Source organism: Amycolatopsis sp. WGS_07 (assembly GCF_045278895.1).
In the GTDB taxonomy this organism is placed as follows: domain Bacteria; phylum Actinomycetota; class Actinomycetes; order Mycobacteriales; family Pseudonocardiaceae; genus Amycolatopsis.
Window position 1 is genome coordinate 2,931,672 of record NZ_CP136053.1, and the last position, 18,418, is coordinate 2,950,089.

Below are 18,418 nucleotides of genomic sequence, written 5' to 3' on the forward strand. Positions count from 1 at the left end.
GTGAGATCATCGAGCGGTGGACGTGACGGTGGCTCAGCTCGAAGCCTTGCTCGCGGTGGGGGAGCACGGCAGTTTCACGCGCGCCGGGCAAGCGCTGGGACGGACGCAGTCGGCGGTCAGCCGGGCGATCGCCGCGCTGGAAAGCGCGCTCGGCGGACCGGTCGTGCATCGCGACGAGGTCGGCTTCACCGAGTTGGGCCGCACGGTGGCGACGCACGCTTCAGCGGTGCTGGACGGATTGCGGACGATCAACGAACTTGCCGCAGAGGTTCGTGCGCCGTCGTTGCGGGTTGGCGCGGTGGCGAGTGCGTTGGTGCGCTTCGTGCCGACGGCAGTGCAGCGGTGGCAACGGGATTCGCCGCGAAGTCAGGTGCTGACGTTGCAGGGCGAGGACGACGAACTCCTGGCCTGGCTCGCCGACGGCACCATCGATCTCGCCGTGACCACCCAACCTGGTCCGGATTCCCAATGCGTGCTCGAAGACGAATTCCTTGCCGTAGTGCCGAAGGACCATCCGGCCAGTCGTCAGGATCGGGTGCGGCTCGCGGAGTTGATCCGGCTCGGGGTCGCCGATCCAGGTGGTACGTGCGGGCCCGCGTTGGCGGAGGGATTCGCCGCGCACGGGGTCGAATGGCGGCCGGATCATGTGGTCCGCGATGTGGGGACGGTGGTCGCGATGGCCGCCGCCGGAATTACCGCGGGGGTCGCGCCCGCGATGGCCTTGCCGGAGCCGCTGCCGCCCGCGGTCGCGGTCCGGCCGTTGGAACCGCGGTTGTCGCGGCGCGTCTACCTGCACTATCGCGTCGCCGACCCCGACGTCGTCCACTTTGTGGAACGGCTGACCACCTGGTGATATTCATCGCCTGCCGTCCGGGCGATCGCGAAGTTACCGTGTCCGCATGGACGACTGGACTCCGCGGACCCGCGCGATCGCGGCGGGCCGGCCGCACGGCCCCGGCGAGCCGCTGACCACGCCGATCGTTGCCACGAGCACCTTCGAGGCCGGCGGCGACGCGGTGTACGCGCGCTCCGACGGCACGGCTACCTGGGCTGCCTTCGAGGAGGTCGTCGGTTCGCTTGAGGGCGGCACTGCGGTCGCTTTCGCGTCTGGCGTCGCCACGTTGTCCGCAGTGCTGGATTCGTTGCCAGTCGGGTCGACGGTTGCGGTTCCGTCATTCAGTTACGCCGTCACCCGCGGAGCGTTGAAACACGCACAGCAGATCGGTCGGCTCACAGTCACCGAATTGGAGCCGACGGACACCCAGGCGTGGCTCGATTGCGACGCCGATCTGTTGTGGCTTGAATCCCCGACTAACCCGACGCTCGACGTGATGGAGATCGAGACCATCACGCGCGGTACGCGAGGACGCGTAGTCGTTGACAACACCTTCGCGACTTCGCTGCATCAGCAACCGCTGTCGCTCGGCGCGGACATTGTCGTGCACAGCGCGACGAAGCTTATTGGCGGACACAGCGATCTTCTGCTCGGTGTCGCGGTCGCAGCCAATCAGGACATTGTGGACGAACTTCGCGCCGCGCGGACTCGGGTCGGCGCGACGCCGGGCGCACTCGAAACGTGGCTCGCGTTGCGTGGCTTGCGGACGCTTCCGGTGCGGCTCGCCGAGCAAACGCGGACCGCGGAGTTGCTGGTGTCCCGATTGGCGGAACACCCGGCGGTAACCAAGGTGCGTTACCCCGGTTTCGGAATGATGGTGGCGTTCGAAGTGGACGGTGCCGACGCGGCGGACAAGGTGTGCGCGAGCGTCCGGCTGATCCGGCCGGCGACGAGCCTCGGCGGGGTGGAAAGCCTGATGGAACGGCGTGCGTGGCTGCCAGGCGAGGAACGCGTGCCGCCGGGGCTCATCCGGTTTTCCGTCGGATTGGAAGACCCGGAGGACCTGTGGCGGGATTTGCTGACCGCGCTCGGTTGATTTCCGCCATTCTTTAACGAGGGCTGCGCGGGTTGCCTGGCGAGTGTTACGGTACGAGCACAACGCGCCGGTAATCCGGCAGCCGGGCGAAATCATCGCCGCCGGGAAGCCGTTCGTTACGGTTTTCCCTCGTGTCATTAATCACCAGCTAAAGGGTTACCCCTATGGGCTGAATCTTCGGCAGGATCAGCGGGCGCGGTGGGGGTCATCGCGCTTTTCCTCAGAGGGGTAATCATCTTGAAGAAGACCCTGGGCAGACTCGCGGGCGCTGTGCTCGCGGGCGCCCTGATCAGCCTTGCCGTCGTGCCCGCCGCGAACGCGGAGGAGGCGCCGGCGACGTCCGCGTCGGCCCCCGCCACCACGGGCGAGACGGCACCCACCTCGGCGCCTCCGGCCAGCGACACCGCCAAGCCGACGGAGCCGGGCAAGCCGACCGAGACCGGTAAGCCGACCGAGACGGGCAAGCCGACGGAAACCGGCAAGCCGACCGAGACGGGCAAGCCGACCGAGACCGGCAAGCCGACGGACACCACCAAGCCGACCACGCCGACCTCGGAGACCTCCACGCCGGAGGAGCCCCCGTACGTCGACGACACCGGCTACGGCGTCGACCTCGACGACAACCTCGGCGTTGTCGTCATCGCGTGCGCCGCGGGCGAGCCGACCGGCCTGCGCTCCAACGACTTCGACCTCCTCGAGGGCCCGCACCAGGACGAGACCGACGGTCGCTACTGGGCGTGGCTGGTCAAGCGCCACGACGGTGTTTCGTTCGAGACCGGCAGCGTGCGCGCGGAGTGGACCTGCGGCGGCAAGCCGACCGACGACGGCAAGCTTCCCCCGGCGGGCGGCGCTGGCGCGGGTTCGGCCGGCACCACCGGCGGCCACGGCGGTTCGCAGGTGAAGTACGCGCCGAAGCACGGCATCGAGACCGGCTTCGGGGGCATGGCCGCCTGATGACCAGGAAGTTCGGGCAGGGCGTCGCTCTCGCGGGCGCTCTGCTCCTCTCCCTCTCGCTGAGCGCGTGCGGTTCGGACGCCCCGGCGGCACCGCCCGCCGCGGCGGCTCCGGCCAGCCCGGCGGTCCCGGTGACCAAACCGTTCACCGGGCTGCGGCCCACGGCGGTCGAGATCCCGAAGATCGGCGCGAAATCGTCGCTGATCACCGTCCTGCCCAACAAGGACGGGCAGATCTCGGTGCCGTCGGTGAAGAACCCGATGCAGGCCGCGTGGTACCGGCTTTCGCCGGTGCCGGGCGACGTGGGCCCGGCGATCGTGCTCGGGCACGTCGACGGCAACCACAAACCGGGCATCTTCTACAAGCTCAAGGACGTGAACCCGGGCGACGAGGTCGACATCGAACGCAGCGACGGCAAGAAGCTGAAGTTCGTGGTGGACCACAAGGAACAGGTCCCCAAGGACACGTTCCCGACGCAGGCCGTCTTCGGCAACACGGACAAGCCGCAGCTGCGCCTCATCACCTGCGGCGGCGTGTTCGACCACGCCGAGCACAGCTACAAGGACAACATCGTGGTGTACGCGAACCTGGTCGCCTGACTCAGGTCAGCAGCGGAGTGAGCAGCGTGCGCTGGTCCTTCGGTACGTATTCCGCGTAATTGTCATACAGCGCTTGACGCGCTAACCGCGCCGCCGACTCTCCGTCGGCGGCGCGGATCGCGTTCAGCACCTCCTCGTGGTGCCGCAGCCAAGACCGCATCAGCGTGCCGCGGTCGTTGGCGTGGCTGAGTTTGTCCTCGATCAATTCCAGCACCACGCCGCGGACCACTTCCCCGCTCACCACCAGCAGCGGATTCCGTGAAACCCGGGCAATGACGTCATGGAATGCGACGTCCGCGCGACTGAATTCGGCGTATCCGTCCGCGGTCGCCATTCCTTCCAATGCCGCGTCGAGCGAGGTCAAATCCTCGGCGGTGCGCAGTTCCGCGGCCAGCAGGTGCGACGAACCGTCCAGCACCATCCGGAATTGCAGCAGTTCCGCGAGCCCGACGTGCTCTGCCCGCGCCAGCCGGTGCATCGACCGATGCAGTGCGCGAGGCGACGCCGCCAGCACCTCGGGCCCGCGCGGATCGCCCGGCCGCGACCGGATCAGCTCGGCCGCCTGCAGCACCCGCAGCGCCTCGCGCACGGTGGACCGGCCGACGCCGAACTGCGTCATCAGCTCCCGTTCCCCGGGCAGCCGTTCGCCGGGTTTGAGGCGGCCGCTCACCACGGCTTCCTCGATCTGCTCGACGATCCGCTCGTAGGCGCGGACCGGAGCCACCGGTTCGAACTTCATCTTGACCTCAGTGTCTGCCGGATGCGAACCTGCCTTAGGTTACTGGTCAGACCAGTGTACTGAGTCGGAGGCGGCGTGGGCTTATCATCGCGACAGCTCGCTCGCGACGCCGACTGGGTGCGGGTATCCCGCAGGGCACAGGAGGCGGAATGAAAGCCCGGAGCACTGCCGCGGCGCTGGCGCTGCTGCTCGTGACATCCGGCTGCTCGGCAGGCTCCAGCGCGAGTGTTTCCCCAGGTCCAGACACCCTTTCCGTCGGGTACACGGCGGAGCCGGCGAACTTCGACTTCACCCGTTCCGACGGCGTGGCCATCCCGCAGGCGCTGCTCTACAACGTCTACGAGGGCCTGGTGAAGCTCGATCCGCAGGGCCGGATCGTGCCGCTGCTCGCGAAGTCCTGGACGATCAGCCCGGACCGCACCACCTACGATTTCCAGCTCCAGCAGGGCGTCAAGTTCAGCAACGGGGCCCCGTTCACCGCGTCGGACGTGCAGTTTTCGCTGATGCGGGTGAAGACCGATTGGACGATCTCGCTCAAATCGGCGATGGACGTCGTGGACCACGTCGAGGTCGTCGCGCCGGATCACGCGCGCGTGGTGCTGTCCAAACCCAGCAACGGCTGGCTGTTCAGCCTCACCAGCCGGCTCGGCGCGATGTTCAGCCCGACCGGCGTCGCGGATCTGGCGAACCATCCGGTCGGCACCGGACCGTACGAGGTGGCTTCGCGGCGTCGTGGCGATTCCATTGTGCTGCGGGAGAATCCTCGGTACTGGGGGCGGAAGCCGGCGTATCGCACGGTGGTGCTCAAGTACTTCGCCGATCCGACCGCGCTCAACAATGCCTTGCTGTCCAACGGAATCGACGTGATCTCCAACCTCACGTCCGCCGATTCGATCCCGCAGTTCCAGGGCGACGACCGGTTCACCGTGCAGCAGGGCACCACGAACAGCGAAGTCACGCTGGCGTTCAACGGCCGTCGCGCGCCGCTGAACGACGTGCGCGTCCGGCGCGCGCTCACCTCCGCGATCGACCGGAAAGCCGTGCTGGACCTGGTGTTCAACGGCCGCGGCACGCTCATCGGCAGCATGGTTCCGCCCACCGACCCGTGGTACGAGGACCTGTCGAAGGCCACTCCGTACGACCCGGCGAAGGCGAAGCAACTGCTCGCCGAGGCGGGGGTGCACGATCTCAAGCTGCGGCTGCGCATCCCGAACCTGCCGTACGCGGTGTCGGCGGCGCAGGTGGTGCAGTCGCAGCTGGCCGACGTCGGGGTCACCGCGACGATCGAGCCGCTCGATTTTCCGGCGGTGTGGCTCAAACAGGTCTTCACCGATCACGACTACGACCTGTCGATCATCCAGCACGTCGAGGCGCGCGACATCGCCACGTTCGGAAAGCCCAAGTACTACTGGGGTTACGACAACAAGCGGGTACAGCAGCTGCTCGCCGCGGCGGACCGCGGCACCCCGCAGGAGCAGGTGGCGGACATGAAGGAGGTCGCGCGGCAGCTGAACGCCGACGCGGCCGCGGACTGGCTGTTCCTGTTCCCGAACGTCGTGGTCGCCAAGAAGAAGGTGACCGGGCTCGCGCGAAACCAGGTCAGCGAGTCGTTTGACCTGACGGCGGTGAGGCCGGCATGACCGCGCGCGTGCTGCGGCGGGTGGCCGTGTTCGCGGTGAGCCTGTTCGTGGCGTCCATTGTGGTGTTCCTGTTCATGGCGGTGCTTCCGGGCGATCCCGCGCAGGTCGCGCTCGGCGTGAACGCGACGCCGGAGCTGCTCGCGAAAACCCGGGCCGAATTCGGCATCGACCGGCCGCTGGCCGAGCAGTACCTGAGCTGGATGGGCGGCGTGCTGCACGGCGACTTCGGCCGGTCGTACGTCACGCGCGAGGCGATCAGCCCGCAGCTGCTTGACCGGCTCGGGGTCACGTTGTGGCTGGTCGGGGCGGGGATGATCGTCGCGCTGGTGATCGCGCTGCCGGCCGGCGCGTTCGCCGCGGTGCGGCACCGGAAGGCCAGCGGCGTCGCGGTTTCCGGGCTGTCACAGGTCGGCGTGGCGATCCCGGCGTTTCTCGCGGGCATCATCCTGGTGCAGATTTTCGCCGTCCAGCTGCGCTGGCTGCCGAGCGGTGGATGGACGCCGCCGAACCAAAACGCGGGCGAGTTTCTGCGCGGACTGATCCTTCCTGCGTTGTCGCTCGGGCTGGTGCAAGGCGCAGTGCTCACCCGCTACGTCCGCTCGGCAGTGCTCGACACGCTCGGCCAGGACTACCTCCGCACCGCCCGTTCCAAGGGTTTGTTGCCTGGTCAGGCGCTGTTCCGGCACGGGCTGCGCAACGCGTCCGTCCCGGTGGTCACCGTGCTCGGCCTCCAGCTGACGACGCTGCTGATCGGCGCGGTCGTGGTGGAGCGGGTGTTCGTGCTGCCCGGGCTCGGCAGCATGCTGCTGGACGCGGTCGCGCAGCGCGATCTGCTGACCGTGCAAGGGATCGTGCTGGTGCTGGTGGCCGGGGTGCTGCTGGTGAACTTCGTGGTCGACCTGCTGTACACGGTGCTCGACCCGAGACTGCGGGGGTCCTGATGCGCCGCAACGGAAATCTCCTGCTCGGCGGGGCGCTGGTCGCGCTCGTCGTGCTGGCCGCGCTGGTGTCGTTCGTCTGGACGCCGTACGACCCGGTGCAGGTCAACGCGGCGGACCGGCTGCTCGGCTTCTCCGCGCGGCATGTGTTCGGCACGGACAAATTCGGCCGGGACGTGTTCAGCCAGCTCCTCGTCGGCGCGCGGACCACGCTGTACGTCGGCGTCGTCGCGGTCGGCATCGCGGCGGTGCTCGGCACTCCGCTGGGCGTGCTGGCGGCGATGGCCCCGCGCTGGCTCGGCGAGTTCGTGATGCGGGTGAACGACCTGGTGCTCGCGTTTCCCGCGCTGCTGCTGGCGATCATGTTCGGCGCGGTGTTCGGCGCGGACACGCTCACCGCGATGGCCGCCATCGGCATCGCGACCATCCCGTCGTTCGCCCGGATCGCGCGGTCCGGGTCGTTGCAGGTGATGAGCAGCGAATACGTGCTGGCCGCCCGCGCTGGCGGACGGTCGCGGACGCGGATCGCCTGGTCGCACGTGCTGCCGAACATCGGCGGGCTGCTGATCGTGCAGGCGTCGGTGTCGTTCGCGATCGCGGTGCTCGCCGAGGCGGCGCTGTCGTTCCTCGGCTTCGGCACCCGGCCGCCGACGCCCTCGTGGGGCCGGATGCTGCAGGAATCGCAGGAGCTGCTCACCTCGCAGCCGCGGCTCGCGCTCGTGCCCGGCGTCGCGATCGCGCTGGCGGTGCTCGGGTTCAACCTTCTCGGCGACGGTCTGCGCGACCGTCTCGACCCCCGATTGGCGGCGCGGGTATGACGCTGACGGTGGAAAACCTGCAGGTCGCGGACCTGGTGTGCGGGGTTTCGTTCGAGCTGGGCGCGGGCGAGCGGGTCGGGCTGATCGGCGAATCCGGGTCGGGGAAATCGCTCACCGCGCTGTCCGTGCTGGGCCTGCTGCCGGAAGGGCTATCGGCCACCGGTTCGGTGCGGCTGGACGGTCGTGAGCTGCTCGGTGCGTCCGAGAAGGAGCTGTCCCGGTTGCGAGGCAACGGGATGGCGATGGTGTTCCAGGAGCCGATGACCGCGCTGAACCCGGCGATGCGGATCGGACGGCAGGTCACCGAGCCGTTCCGGGTGCACGGCCGTCGGGGTCGGCCGGCGGAGGAACTGCTGGCCGCGGTCGGGTTGCCCGGCGTCGCGCGGGCGTATCCGCATCAGCTGTCCGGCGGGCAGCGGCAGCGGGTGGTGCTGGCGATCGCGCTGGCCAACGACCCGGCGCTGCTGATCTGCGACGAGCCGACGACCGCGCTGGACGTCACCGTGCAGGCGCAGATCCTCGGCCTGATTCGCGAGCGATTGTCGGGGATGAGTTCACTGCTGTTCATCACGCACGACCTGGCGGTGGTGGCGCAGATGTGCGACCGGGTGCTGGTGATGCTCGACGGGTCCATTGTGGAGCATGGCTCGACCCGGGACGTGCTGACCGCGCCGCAGCATGCGTATACGCAACGGCTGCTCGCGGCGTCCGATCTGGAGGGCGCGCGATGATCTCCGTGCGAGACTTGGAGCGGCGGTACAAGCGGCGGGACGTACATGCGTTGCGTGGCGTGAGTTTCGATGTTTCCGCTGGTCAACGGTTCGGGATCGTCGGCGAGTCCGGGTCCGGGAAGTCCACCCTGGTCCGGCTGCTCGCCGCGCTGGACCGGCCGACCGCGGGCACGGTTTCGTTCCAGGGCAAGCGGATCGACTCGCTGCCGGAACGGAAGCTGCGGTTCCTTCGCCGGGAAATGCAGATCGTTTTCCAGGATCCGATGGGCTCGCTCGATCCGCGGATGCGCGTGCGGGACATCGTGTCCGAACCGCTCGGCCGCCGGTCGCCGGAGCGCGTGGCCGAACTGCTGACCGCCGTCGGACTGCCCGAGGACGCGGCGCTGCGGTACCCGCACCAGTTCTCCGGCGGGCAGCGGCAACGGATCTCGATCGCCCGTGCGCTCGCGCCGAACCCTAGCGTGCTGATCGCGGACGAACCGGTGAGCGCGCTGGACGTTTCGGTGCGCGCGCAGATCCTGGACCTGCTGGCCCGGCTGGTCGACGAGTTCTCGCTGACGCTGATTTTCGTGTCGCACGACCTCGGCGTGGTGCGGCACGTGTGCGACCGCGTCGCGGTGATGCGGCGTGGGGAGATCGTGGAAATCGGCGCGGTGGACCAGGTTTACGCCGAGCCGGAGCACGAGTACACCCGGGAACTGCTGGCCGCCGCGCCGAATCTGCGGACCGAGCTGGCTCGGTTGAAGGGAGAAACGGATGCCTGACTACCCGGACGGCCTGCCGATCGGTCCCGGCTGGGTGTCCACAGTGGACTCCGCGGACGTCGTGTTTCCCTACGACGGCAGCGTGATCGGCCGGGCACCGGTCGGTACTGCTGAGCTGGCCTCGCGTGCTATCGACGAAGCAGTGGCCGTGGCTCGCGAAGTTGCTTCGCTGCCTTCGCGGACTCGCCGGACACTGTTGAACGAAGTGGCTTCGGCGATCCGTGAACGTCGGGCTGAGTTTGAGCAGCTCCTGGTGCAGGAGACCGGAAAACCGCTGGTCGACTGCCAGGTAGAGGTCGCGCGCACGATCGTCACCTGGGAAGCCGCGGCGGAGGAAGTGTCGCGGCTGCACGGCGAAACCGTGCCGCTCGACCTGCTGCCGTCCGGGGACGGGCTGGTCGGGTTCTGGAAGCGCAAGCCGATCGGCGTGGTGGTTGGCATCGCCGGGTTCAACTACCCGCTGCTGCTGGCGTCGCACAAGATCGCCCCCGCGATCGCCGCTGGCTGCCCGGTGGTGGTGAAGCCGGCGCCGCAAACCCCGTTGGCGACGTTGTGGCTGGTGCATCTCGTCCGCTCGCACACCGATCTGCCCGCGATGGTCCAGCTCGTCACCGGAGATGCTGCGGTCGGATCGGCGCTGGTCACGGACCGGCGGATCGGCGCGGTGTCGTTCACCGGCTCGGCCGCCGTCGGCCACCAGATCGCCCGCGACGCCGCGCCGACGAAGACCTTGCTGGAGCTGGGCTCGAACGCGGCATTGGTGGTCGCCGAGGATGCGGACCTCGACGCGGCCGCGGATGCTGTGCTGCGCGGCGGGTTCTACGCGTCCGGTCAGGCCTGCATTTCGGTACAACGCGTGCTGGCGGTGTCGTCCGTGGCTTCCGAGTTCACCGACAAGGTGCTCGCGCGGCTCGGCGAAGTGACCGTTGGTGACCCGCGCTCGCCAGCAACGAGGGTGTCGGCACTGATCGACGAACGCTCGACCGCCCGGGTCGCCGAGTGGGTCGACAAAGCGATCGCCGCGGGTGCCCGGCTGCTGGCAGGCGGCTCGGTACGCGACGGAGTGCTGGAGCCGACGGTGCTCGCGGATGTCCCGGACGGCGTCGAATGCTGGGACGAGGAGATCTTCGGCCCGGTCGTCTGCCTGCGCACAGTGTCCGATGTGGACGAAGCGTTCGCCGCGGTCAACGCGTCGCGGTACGGGCTGCACGCGAGCGTGTACAGCTCTTCGCTGAAGACTGCGTTCCGTGCGCTGGACGAGCTGGCGGTCGGCGGGGTAGTGGTGAACGAGGTGCCCGGTTTCCGGTCCGACACGATGCCGTACGGCGGGGTCAAGGACTCCGGGATCGGCCGTGAAGGGCCGCGATTCGCCGTGGAAGAACTGACCGTGACCAGGATGGCGGTGCTGCGCCCGTGAACTACGCCGGACTGTTCCGAATGGACGGTCGCCGCGCCGTCGTGCTCGGCGCGGGCAGCGGGATCGGCCGCGAAGCCGCCCGCGCCCTTGCCGCGCACGGCGCGTCGGTGATCTGCGCGGACCGCGACGTCGCCGCCGCCCGGGAGACCGGCGTCGGCGAGGCGTACGAGATCGACCTGCTCGCTCCCGGTGCCGTCGCCGCTGCCGCCGCGGAACTTGGCCCGCTGGACGCAGTTGTCCTGACCGCGGGCACCAACGTCCGGAAACGCCTGCTGGACTACACCCGCGAAGAGTTCGACCGCGTGGTGGAGCTGAACCTGGGCGTCGCCTTCGAGGTGCTCCGCGCGTTCGGCGCACCGATGGTCGAGCAGGGCCGGGGAAGCATCATCGGCTTCTCCTCGATCCGCGGCACCACCGTCGAGCCCGGTCAAGGCCCGTACGCAGCAACGAAGGGCGGCCTAGTGCAGCTCTTCCGCACTGCTGCCGCTGAGTTCGGACCGTCCGGCGTACGCGTCAACGCCATCGCCCCTGGCGTTGTAGAGACCCCCTTGACCGCACAGATCAAAGCGCGTCCCGATTGGTACGACGCCTACGCCCAGAAAGGCGCGCTCGGCCGTTGGGCGCGCGCCGACGAACTGGCTGGCGCCGTCGTGTACCTCGCTTCGGACGCTTCAACCTTCGTCACCGGCTCCGTCCTGGCTGTCGACGGCGGCTGGACCGCAGTCGACGGCCGCTTTGACCCACCCGCTTCGTGAATCGGAGGCTCCTCGATGACCGAATTGGCCGACCTGACCGCGAACGAGCTGGTAGCCGGGTACCGCGCACAGACGTTCTCGCCGGTCGAAGTCACCGAAGCCGTCCTCGCGCGCATCGATGCCCGCGAACCCGAACTGCACGCCCTGTACGCGTACGACGCCGCTTCAGCCCGCGAAGCAGCGAAGGCGTCCGAAGCACGCTGGCACGCTGGTGAACCCTCCGGTCCCATCGACGGCGTCCCCTTGACGCTGAAGGAAAACATCGCCTCCGTCGGTGTCCCCACGCCCTTAGGCACCGCTGCCACCGCCCTAACGCCCGCGACCGCTGACGCCCCCGCCGCAGCCCGCGTACGCGAGTCAGGCGCAGTACTGCTGGCGAAGACGACCATGCCCGACTACGGCATGCTCACCTCGGGCCTTTCCAGCTTCCACACCGCTTCGCGCAACCCGTGGGACGTCACGCGCACTCCCGGCGGCTCCAGCGCCGGTGCCGCCTCCGCAGCCGCCGCGGGCTACGGCCCCTTGCACGTAGGCACCGACATCGGCGGTTCGATCCGCCTCCCCGCCGGTTGGTGCGGCCTGGTCGGGCTGAAACCCAGCTTCGGCCGCGTACCGGTCGACCCGCCCTTCCTCGGCCGCGTCGTCGGCCCCCTGACCAGGACCGTCGCCGACACCGCGCTGCTGATGAGCGTCCTGGCCCAACCCGATCCGCGCGATCACCTGAGCCTGCCGCCCGCTTCCCTCGACTGGCTTTCCCTGACCAGCTCGCTGGCTGGCCTACGCGTCGGCCTGCACCTGGACCCCGGCGTCGGCCTCCCCGTGACCCCCGCCGTCACCGACGCGGTAACCGCAGCCGCCACCCTGTTCGCGTCCGAAGGCGCGGTAGTAGAACCCGTCGACCCCTTCCTGACCCGCGAACACCTGAACGGCCTGGACACCTTCTGGCGAGTCCGCGCCTGGTCGGACATGGCTGGCTTGCCGGAAGACCGACGCGCGCAAGTCCTGCCGTACATCGCGGATTGGGCCGCCGGGGGAGCGGATGCGTCCGGTGTGGACACTTACCGCGGTTTCGCCGCCATCGACGCGATCAGCGTGGCTGCCTTGCGCGCGACCGAACCGTACGACGTCGTCCTGTCGCCAACCTGCCCCGTCGGCCCTCCGCCCGCCGACTGGCCGTCCCCGACGAACGACCCGACCCGGCCGTTCGAGCACATCGCTTTCACCGTGCCGTACAACATGTCCGGCCAGCCATCGGTGTCCCTGAACTGCGGTTACACCCCGGAGGGGCTGCCGATCGGGTTGCAGATCACCGGTCGCCGGTTCGCGGATCTGGAGGTCCTGCGAGTCGCGGCGGCCTTCGAGAAGCTGCGCGGGGAACAGCGTCCTTGGCCGGTCAGCTGAGCGTCAGAAGGACAGGAACCGCTCGATCTCAGCCTTCGCGGCGATCGCCTTCTCGCCATACGTCGCGTAGAGGTCGGGCGTCAGCCTCGTCGTGGGGCCGGAAATGCTGAAGCAACCACAGGTTTCGCCGTCCGCCGTCTTGAGCGCGACGGCGACCGCGGCGATGCCTTCGTGGAGTTCTTCGTTGGTGACGGCGTAACCGCGCCGGCGGATCTCCGCGACTTCCTGGCGGATGACGTCGGGGTCGGTGACAGTGTGGTCATTGACCTTGCTCAACCCGTTGCGCAGGAACGATTCGACGGCCGCGTCGTCCAGCGAAGCCAGGTACGCCTTGCCATTCGACGCCGCGTGCAGCGGAAGCCGTGTGCCCAGCTGGAGAAACGCGCGGAGCTGATGCGGACTGTCGAGCCGCTCGATCAGCACCATCACGTCATCGTCGGGGACCGTCAGGTGGATCGTCTCGCGGGTCTCGCCTTGCAACCGGCTGAGAACCGGCAGCGCGATCTCGCGCAACCGGGGCCCGGAGCTGACCGCGCTGCCGATGCTGAACGCCTTCCCGGTGATCACCCACCGGCCTTCCCCGCTCGGCGCCGGCCGGACCCAGCCCGCGTCGGCGAGCGTCTTGAGACATCGCTGCACCGTGCTCTTCGGGACCTCGAGCCGGCGCGCGAGTTCGCTCAACCCGGCGGGTTGCGCCGCGGCGACCGCCTCGAACACCCGCAACGCAGTGAGCACGCTGTTCATCCGCCACCCCTTGACCTTCGGTGATCCCGTTCATACGCTACCGGTCCACATAGTAGCCCATCGGTCCGTAATGTGGACCACAGTGAGGTGGTCATGACGACGATCAAGGAAGCCGACGGCGAACGGTCCCGCGGCGATCAGGCCGACCCGGGCCCGCCGGCCCGGATGAACCGCGCCCAGCGCAACGCGTTCTGGGGCTCCTTCGGCGGCTGGGCGATGGACGGGTTCACGCTCGCGATGTTCGGCCTGGTGCTCGCGCCGACGCTGACTGAGCTGCTTCCGCCGTCCGGCATCACCCCGGACGTCGGGAACATCGGGTTCTACGGCCAGCTCAGCGGCGCGCTGTTCCTGGCCGGATGGGGCTGCTCCTTCATCTGGGGCCCGATCGCGGACCGCTTCGGCCGAAGGCCCGCGATGATCGGCAGCATCCTGCTGTTCTCGGTGTTCACCGCGCTGGCCGGCTTCTCGACGAACGTCTGGGCCTGGATGGCGTTCCGGTTCCTGTGCGCGGTCGGGATCGGCGGCGAATGGGCGATGGCGGCCACGCTGGTGGCCGAGGCCGTGCCCGAACGGCTCCGCGTCAAGCTCGGCGGGGTCCTGCATTCGGCCAACTACGTCGGCCAGCTGCTGACCGCCGTCATCTACCTGGCGTTCGGCCAGCAGCTCGGCTGGCGGGGTCTGTTCCTGCTGGGCATCGTGCCCGCGCTGCTCGTCCTGTTCATCCGGCGGAACACGAAGGAGCCGGAAAAGTGGGCGGCACAGGCGGAAACGGCCCGGCGTACGTCATTGCTCGCCCCGTTGCGCAACATCATGAGCCGCGAGTACCGGCGGCGGACCATCGGCAATCTGCTGCTGCTCGGTGCGTGTGTGATCGGCCTGTGGGCTACCGCCACCTACGTGCCGACCGCGGTGACCGCGCTCGCCAAGGAAACCGGCACGAGTCACGGTCCCCAGCTGGCCAGCCTCGCGGCCGCGATCTCGGCGATCTTCACCGTCATCGGCTGCATCGGCACACCGTGGCTGGCGGACAAGCTCGGCCGCCGGGGCGCGCTGGCGCTGTTCTTCGCGCTGATGGCGGTCGGCATCATCGGGACTTACGCGATCGCCTATCCGCTGGGGAATCTGCCGCTGCTGTTCGTATTCCTGCCGATCCTCGGCCTCGGCGGGGCGAACTTCGCGGTGTTCACCGTGTGGCTGCCCGAGCAGTACCCGACGTTGTTCCGGGCCACCGCGTTCGCGTTCACCACCACGATCTCCCGCTGGTTCGCCGCGGTCGGCACGTTCGTGCTCGGCGTCGCGATCCGCGGGCTGGGTTCGCTCGCCGTGCCGCTGGCGTCCACCGCCGTCGTGTTCGTCGCCGGGCTGCTGCTGCTCCCGCTTGTTCCCGAGACCCGTAACAAACCGCTGCCCGAGTGAGGAAATCAGTGAAGGACACCGCCCTCTTGACCGCCTTGTCGGCCGCTTCCGCGGACGGCCCGTTCGTCCGGGTCGGCGATGCGTCGATGTCGCTCGACGACCTGCGCGGGGCCGCCGCCGCGGTCGCGGACCGGATCGCCGGCGCCCGCCGGGTCGCCGTCAACGCGACCGCGAGCATGGAGACGATCGTCGCCGTGGTCGGCTGCCTGACCGCGGGCGTGCCCGCCATCCCGGTTCCGCCGGACTCGGGACCGGCCGAGCGCCGGCACGTGCTGTCCGACTCCGGAGCCCAGCTCTGGCTGGGCGACGCGCCGGACGACGTCGAACTCCCCGTCGTGCCGATCGATCCGGCTTCGCGGTCTGGGTCCAGCTATCCGGAACCGGCCGCCGAAAGCGCGGCACTGATCGTCTACACGTCGGGGACGACCGGCGCGCCGAAGGGCGTCGTGCTCTCGCGCTCGGCCATCGCCGCGTGCCTGGACGCGCTGCGCGACGCATGGAGCTGGACCGCGGAAGACACCTTGGTACACGGACTTCCGCTGTTCCACGTCCACGGCCTGGTGCTGGGTGTCCTTGGCGCGTTGCGCGTCGGCTCACCGCTCACGCACACCGTCCGGCCGAAGCCCGCGGCCTACGCGGAAGCGCGGGGCTCGCTGTACTTCGGAGTCCCGACCGTGTGGTCCCGGGTGTGCGCGGAGCCGTCCGCCGCGCGTGCGCTGGGGTCCGCGCGACTGCTCGTCTCGGGAAGTGCTCCGTTGCCCAAACCGGTCTTCGAAAAGCTGTCGGGACTCACCGGCTCCGCTCCCGTCGAACGCTACGGAATGAGCGAAACGCTGATCACGCTCAGCACGCGATACGACGGCGAGCGGCGCCCAGGCTGGGTCGGCACCGCCCTGCCCACTGTCCAAACGCGACTGTGCGACGACCGCGGAAACCCGGTCCCCTCCGACGGGGAGAGCCTCGGCCACCTCCAGGTAACCGGCCCGACGCTCTTCGACGGATACCTAGGCCTGCCGGACAAAACCGCGGAGTCATTCACCGAGGACGGCTGGTTCCGCACCGGCGACATCGCCGTCGCCGACGCGGACGGATTTCACCGAATCGTGGGAAGGGAATCGGTCGACCTCATCAAATCGGGTGGCTATCGCATCGGTGCTGGGGAGGTGGAACAAGCCCTGCTAGCCCACCCGGGCGTGCGCGAAGCGGCGGTGGTCGGAGTGCCCGACGACGACCTGGGGCAGCGAATCGTCGCGTACGTAGTCGGGGATGACCTCGACGGCATCGTGGTGACGGACTTCGTGGCGGGCACGCTGTCAGTCCACAAGCGACCGCGGGAGGTGCGGGTGCTGGAATCCTTGCCGCGTAACGCGATGGGGAAGGTGCAGAAGAACCTGCTGTGAAGCGTCGAGTGCGGCGGCGAACCTCTCGTCGCCGCACTCGGCTTTACTTCGCCCCGATCGCCTCCGCCAACGCCAGCACCCGCCGCGCGTTCTCCACGTGCAGGTTCTCGATCATCCGCCCATCCACCGTCACCACACCGCGCCCGGCAGCCGAAGCCTCCTCGAACGCCGCGATAATCCGCTGCGAACGGTCGATCTCCTCCTCCGACGGCGCGAAAACCCGGTTACAAGGCTCCACCTGCGAAGGATGGATCAACGTCTTCCCGTCAAACCCGTACTGCCGCCCCTGCAAGCATTCCGCCTCGAAGCCGGCCGTGTCCTTGACGTCGTTGTAGACCCCGTCCAGGATCACCTTCCCGGTCGCCCGCGCGGCCAGCAGGCACAGCGAAAGCCCGCCCAGCAACGGCCCTCGACCAGGGACGAATTCCGCGTGCAGTTCCTTCGCCAGGTCGTTCGTGCCCATCACCAGCACGGTCAACCGCTCCGACGCCCCCGCGATCTCCTCGGCGTGCAGCATCGCGACCGGCGTCTCCACCATCGCCCAGATCTTCGTGTGCTCCGGCGCTCCGCCGAGTTCCAGCGCGCGCTCGATGTTGTGCACCTCAGCCGCCGAATTCACCTTCGGCACCACCACCGCAGCGGGTCCAGCGGCAGCGGCGGCACGCAGGTCGGCGTCGTGCCATTCGGTGTCCAGGCCGTTGACCCGGATCGTCACCTCGCGCGAGCCATAGGTACCGACCGCGGCGCACACCCGTTCCCGCGCGGCTTCCTTCGCGTCCGGAGCGACGGCGTCTTCCAAATCCAGGATCAACGCGTCCGCAGGCAGCGTCTTCGCTTTCTCCAGCGCGCGCTCGTTCGCGCCCGGCATGTACAGCACGGACCGCCGCGGTCGCAGTTCGGTCATGACTGGATCTCCTTCGTCGCGGCGTCGTACGCGGCGGCCAGTTCGGGGTCGGTCGCGGCCAGTTCATCGGCCAGTTCCACGACCACCCGGCACTGTTTGACCGACGCGTCGTCCTGCATCTTCCCGTCGATCATCACCGCGCCGGTGCCGTCGCCCATCTCGGCGATCACGCGCCGCGCCCACGCCACATCGGCCGGGGCCGGGGAGAAGACCTTCTTCGCGATGTCGATCTGCACCGGGTGCAGGCTCCACGCGCCGACGCAGCCGAGCAGGAACGCGTTGCGGAACTGGTCCTCGCACGCCACCACGTCGCGGATGTCGCCGAACGGTCCGTAGTACGGAAGGATTCCGTTCATCGCACACGCGTCGACCATCCGCGCGACCGTGTAGTGCCACAGGTCCTGCTGATACGTCGTGCGGCCCTCGGTGAGGTCCTCGCCGACCGGGTCGGTGCGCACCAGGTATCCCGGGTGCCCGCCGCCGACGCGGGTCGTCTTCATCCGGCGGCTCGCGGCGAGGTCGGCCGGGCCCAGCGAAATGCCCTGCATACGCGGCGACGCGCTGGCGATCTCCTCGACGTTCGCGACGCCGCTCGCCGTCTCCAGGATCGCGTGCACCAGCAGCGGTTTCGTCAGCCCGGCCCGCGCTTCCAGTTGCGCCAGCAACCGGTCGACGTAGTGAATGTCCTGCGCGCCTTCGACCTTCGGGACCATGATCACGTCGAGCTTGTCGCCGATCTCGGTGACCAGGGTGATCAGATCGTCCAGCACCCACGGCGAGTCGAGGCTGTTCACCCGCGTCCACAGCTGGGTGCGGCCGAAGTCCGTCGCCTTCGCGATCGACACCAGGCCGGCCCGCGCGGCCTCCTTGCGGTCGGCGCGGACGGCGTCCTCCAGGTTGCCCAGCAGCACGTCGGTCTTCTTCGCGATGTCCGGGACCTTCGCGGCCATCTTTTCGTTGCCGGGATCGAAAAAGTGGATCATGCGCGACGGCCGCACCGGGATCTGCCGCGGCGGCTGCGGCGCTCCGACGGCGAGCGGGGCGAAGAAGTCCTTCGGCGAGCGCATCCTGGTCCTCCCGGCGGGTACTTGACCGACGAGTAACCCTAAACCGGGGCCGGGTCCCCTCGCTGCGGCGAAGCTCACCCGCCATCCGGGTGAGGCCGGTGACCAGCGGAAGTCCACTGTGGAACCGGAGCGATTAGGCCGATCGGAGTAAGGCGCTGCGCCGCGTGCCTCGCCCCCGCGCGGGTGGCGGGCCACCCAGG

At 68.9% G+C, this 18,418-nt stretch carries 18 protein-coding genes; 14 read left to right on the forward strand and 4 right to left on the reverse strand.

From position 1 onward, the window contains the following. The first annotated feature begins 16 nt into the window (after positions 1-16). The 4 genes from RPX00_RS13755 (at position 17) to RPX00_RS13770 (ending at position 3,484) form a co-directional block, all read left to right on the forward strand. Positions 17-853: a LysR family transcriptional regulator gene (locus tag RPX00_RS13755; RefSeq protein ID WP_406639904.1), complete on the forward strand. Its 837-nt coding sequence runs from the start codon at positions 17-19 to the stop codon at positions 851-853. A gap of 46 nt (positions 854-899) precedes the next feature. Then, on the forward strand, positions 900-1,931 hold the full coding sequence (locus RPX00_RS13760; RefSeq protein ID WP_406639905.1) for a trans-sulfuration enzyme family protein: 1,032 nt from the start codon (positions 900-902) through the stop codon (positions 1,929-1,931). Positions 1,932-2,168: 237 nt separating this feature from the next. Beyond that, the gene (locus RPX00_RS13765; RefSeq protein WP_406639906.1) at positions 2,169-2,885 is read left to right on the forward strand and encodes a hypothetical protein; all 717 of its coding nucleotides are present in this window, start codon (positions 2,169-2,171) and stop codon (positions 2,883-2,885) included. Then, positions 2,885-3,484, forward strand: coding sequence for a class F sortase (locus RPX00_RS13770; protein ID WP_406639908.1), 600 nt, complete (start codon positions 2,885-2,887; stop codon positions 3,482-3,484). The genes RPX00_RS13765 and RPX00_RS13770 overlap by 1 nt, the downstream gene beginning before the upstream one ends. Before the next feature lies 1 nt (position 3,485). Here RPX00_RS13770 and RPX00_RS13775 read toward each other — a convergent pair whose 3' ends face one another. Beyond that, positions 3,486-4,223, reverse strand: coding sequence for a FadR/GntR family transcriptional regulator (locus RPX00_RS13775; protein ID WP_406639909.1), 738 nt, complete (start codon positions 4,221-4,223; stop codon positions 3,486-3,488). 149 nt (positions 4,224-4,372) lie between these two features. Between RPX00_RS13775 and RPX00_RS13780 the strand changes: the two genes are divergently transcribed. Genes RPX00_RS13780 through RPX00_RS13815 form a run of 8 tightly spaced genes read left to right on the forward strand, consistent with a single transcriptional unit; the run spans position 4,373 to position 12,687 of the window. Next, positions 4,373-5,863: an ABC transporter substrate-binding protein gene (locus tag RPX00_RS13780; protein WP_406639910.1), complete on the forward strand. Its 1,491-nt coding sequence runs from the start codon at positions 4,373-4,375 to the stop codon at positions 5,861-5,863. Continuing rightward, the gene (locus RPX00_RS13785; protein ID WP_406639911.1) at positions 5,860-6,804 is read left to right on the forward strand and encodes an ABC transporter permease; all 945 of its coding nucleotides are present in this window, start codon (positions 5,860-5,862) and stop codon (positions 6,802-6,804) included. Before RPX00_RS13780 ends, RPX00_RS13785 begins: the two co-directional genes overlap by 4 nt. After that, positions 6,804-7,619, forward strand: a complete 816-nt coding sequence (locus RPX00_RS13790; RefSeq protein ID WP_406639912.1) for an ABC transporter permease — start codon at positions 6,804-6,806, stop codon at positions 7,617-7,619. Before RPX00_RS13785 ends, RPX00_RS13790 begins: the two co-directional genes overlap by 1 nt. Continuing rightward, on the forward strand, positions 7,616-8,350 hold the full coding sequence (locus RPX00_RS13795) for an ATP-binding cassette domain-containing protein (protein ID WP_406639913.1): 735 nt from the start codon (positions 7,616-7,618) through the stop codon (positions 8,348-8,350). The genes RPX00_RS13790 and RPX00_RS13795 overlap by 4 nt, the downstream gene beginning before the upstream one ends. Continuing rightward, positions 8,347-9,114 carry an ATP-binding cassette domain-containing protein gene (locus tag RPX00_RS13800; RefSeq protein ID WP_406639914.1) on the forward strand — a complete coding sequence of 256 codons (768 nt, stop codon included), beginning with the start codon at positions 8,347-8,349 and terminating at the stop codon, positions 9,112-9,114. Before RPX00_RS13795 ends, RPX00_RS13800 begins: the two co-directional genes overlap by 4 nt. After that, positions 9,107-10,531: an aldehyde dehydrogenase family protein gene (locus RPX00_RS13805; RefSeq protein WP_406639915.1), complete on the forward strand. Its 1,425-nt coding sequence runs from the start codon at positions 9,107-9,109 to the stop codon at positions 10,529-10,531. The genes RPX00_RS13800 and RPX00_RS13805 overlap by 8 nt, the downstream gene beginning before the upstream one ends. Further along, complete coding sequence (locus RPX00_RS13810) at positions 10,528-11,286, forward strand: SDR family NAD(P)-dependent oxidoreductase (RefSeq protein WP_406639916.1); 759 nt, start codon at positions 10,528-10,530, stop codon at positions 11,284-11,286. Before RPX00_RS13805 ends, RPX00_RS13810 begins: the two co-directional genes overlap by 4 nt. A 15-nt stretch (positions 11,287-11,301) precedes the next feature. Then, complete coding sequence (locus tag RPX00_RS13815) at positions 11,302-12,687, forward strand: amidase (RefSeq protein WP_406639917.1); 1,386 nt, start codon at positions 11,302-11,304, stop codon at positions 12,685-12,687. Between the two features lie 3 nt (positions 12,688-12,690). On the opposite strand, the gene RPX00_RS13820 is transcribed toward RPX00_RS13815, so the two are convergent. Continuing rightward, the gene (locus RPX00_RS13820) at positions 12,691-13,431 is read right to left on the reverse strand and encodes an IclR family transcriptional regulator (RefSeq protein WP_406639918.1); all 741 of its coding nucleotides are present in this window, start codon (positions 13,429-13,431) and stop codon (positions 12,691-12,693) included. A 93-nt stretch (positions 13,432-13,524) separates the two neighbouring features. Between RPX00_RS13820 and RPX00_RS13825 the strand changes: the two genes are divergently transcribed. Beyond that, entirely contained in the window at positions 13,525-14,847 is a 1,323-nt protein-coding gene (locus tag RPX00_RS13825; protein ID WP_406639919.1) for an MFS transporter, read from the forward strand. Between the two features lie 8 nt (positions 14,848-14,855). Next, positions 14,856-16,247, forward strand: coding sequence for an acyl-CoA synthetase (locus RPX00_RS13830; protein WP_406639920.1), 1,392 nt, complete (start codon positions 14,856-14,858; stop codon positions 16,245-16,247). A gap of 43 nt (positions 16,248-16,290) precedes the next feature. On the opposite strand, the gene RPX00_RS13835 is transcribed toward RPX00_RS13830, so the two are convergent. Together RPX00_RS13835 and RPX00_RS13840 are read right to left on the reverse strand one after the other, a co-directional pair. Then, the gene (locus RPX00_RS13835) at positions 16,291-17,151 is read right to left on the reverse strand and encodes an HpcH/HpaI aldolase/citrate lyase family protein (RefSeq protein ID WP_406639921.1); all 861 of its coding nucleotides are present in this window, start codon (positions 17,149-17,151) and stop codon (positions 16,291-16,293) included. Beyond that, positions 17,148-18,218, reverse strand: a complete 1,071-nt coding sequence (locus tag RPX00_RS13840) for an HpcH/HpaI aldolase/citrate lyase family protein (protein WP_406639922.1) — start codon at positions 18,216-18,218, stop codon at positions 17,148-17,150. The genes RPX00_RS13835 and RPX00_RS13840 overlap by 4 nt, the downstream gene beginning before the upstream one ends. Positions 18,219-18,418: the final 200 nt, after the last annotated feature.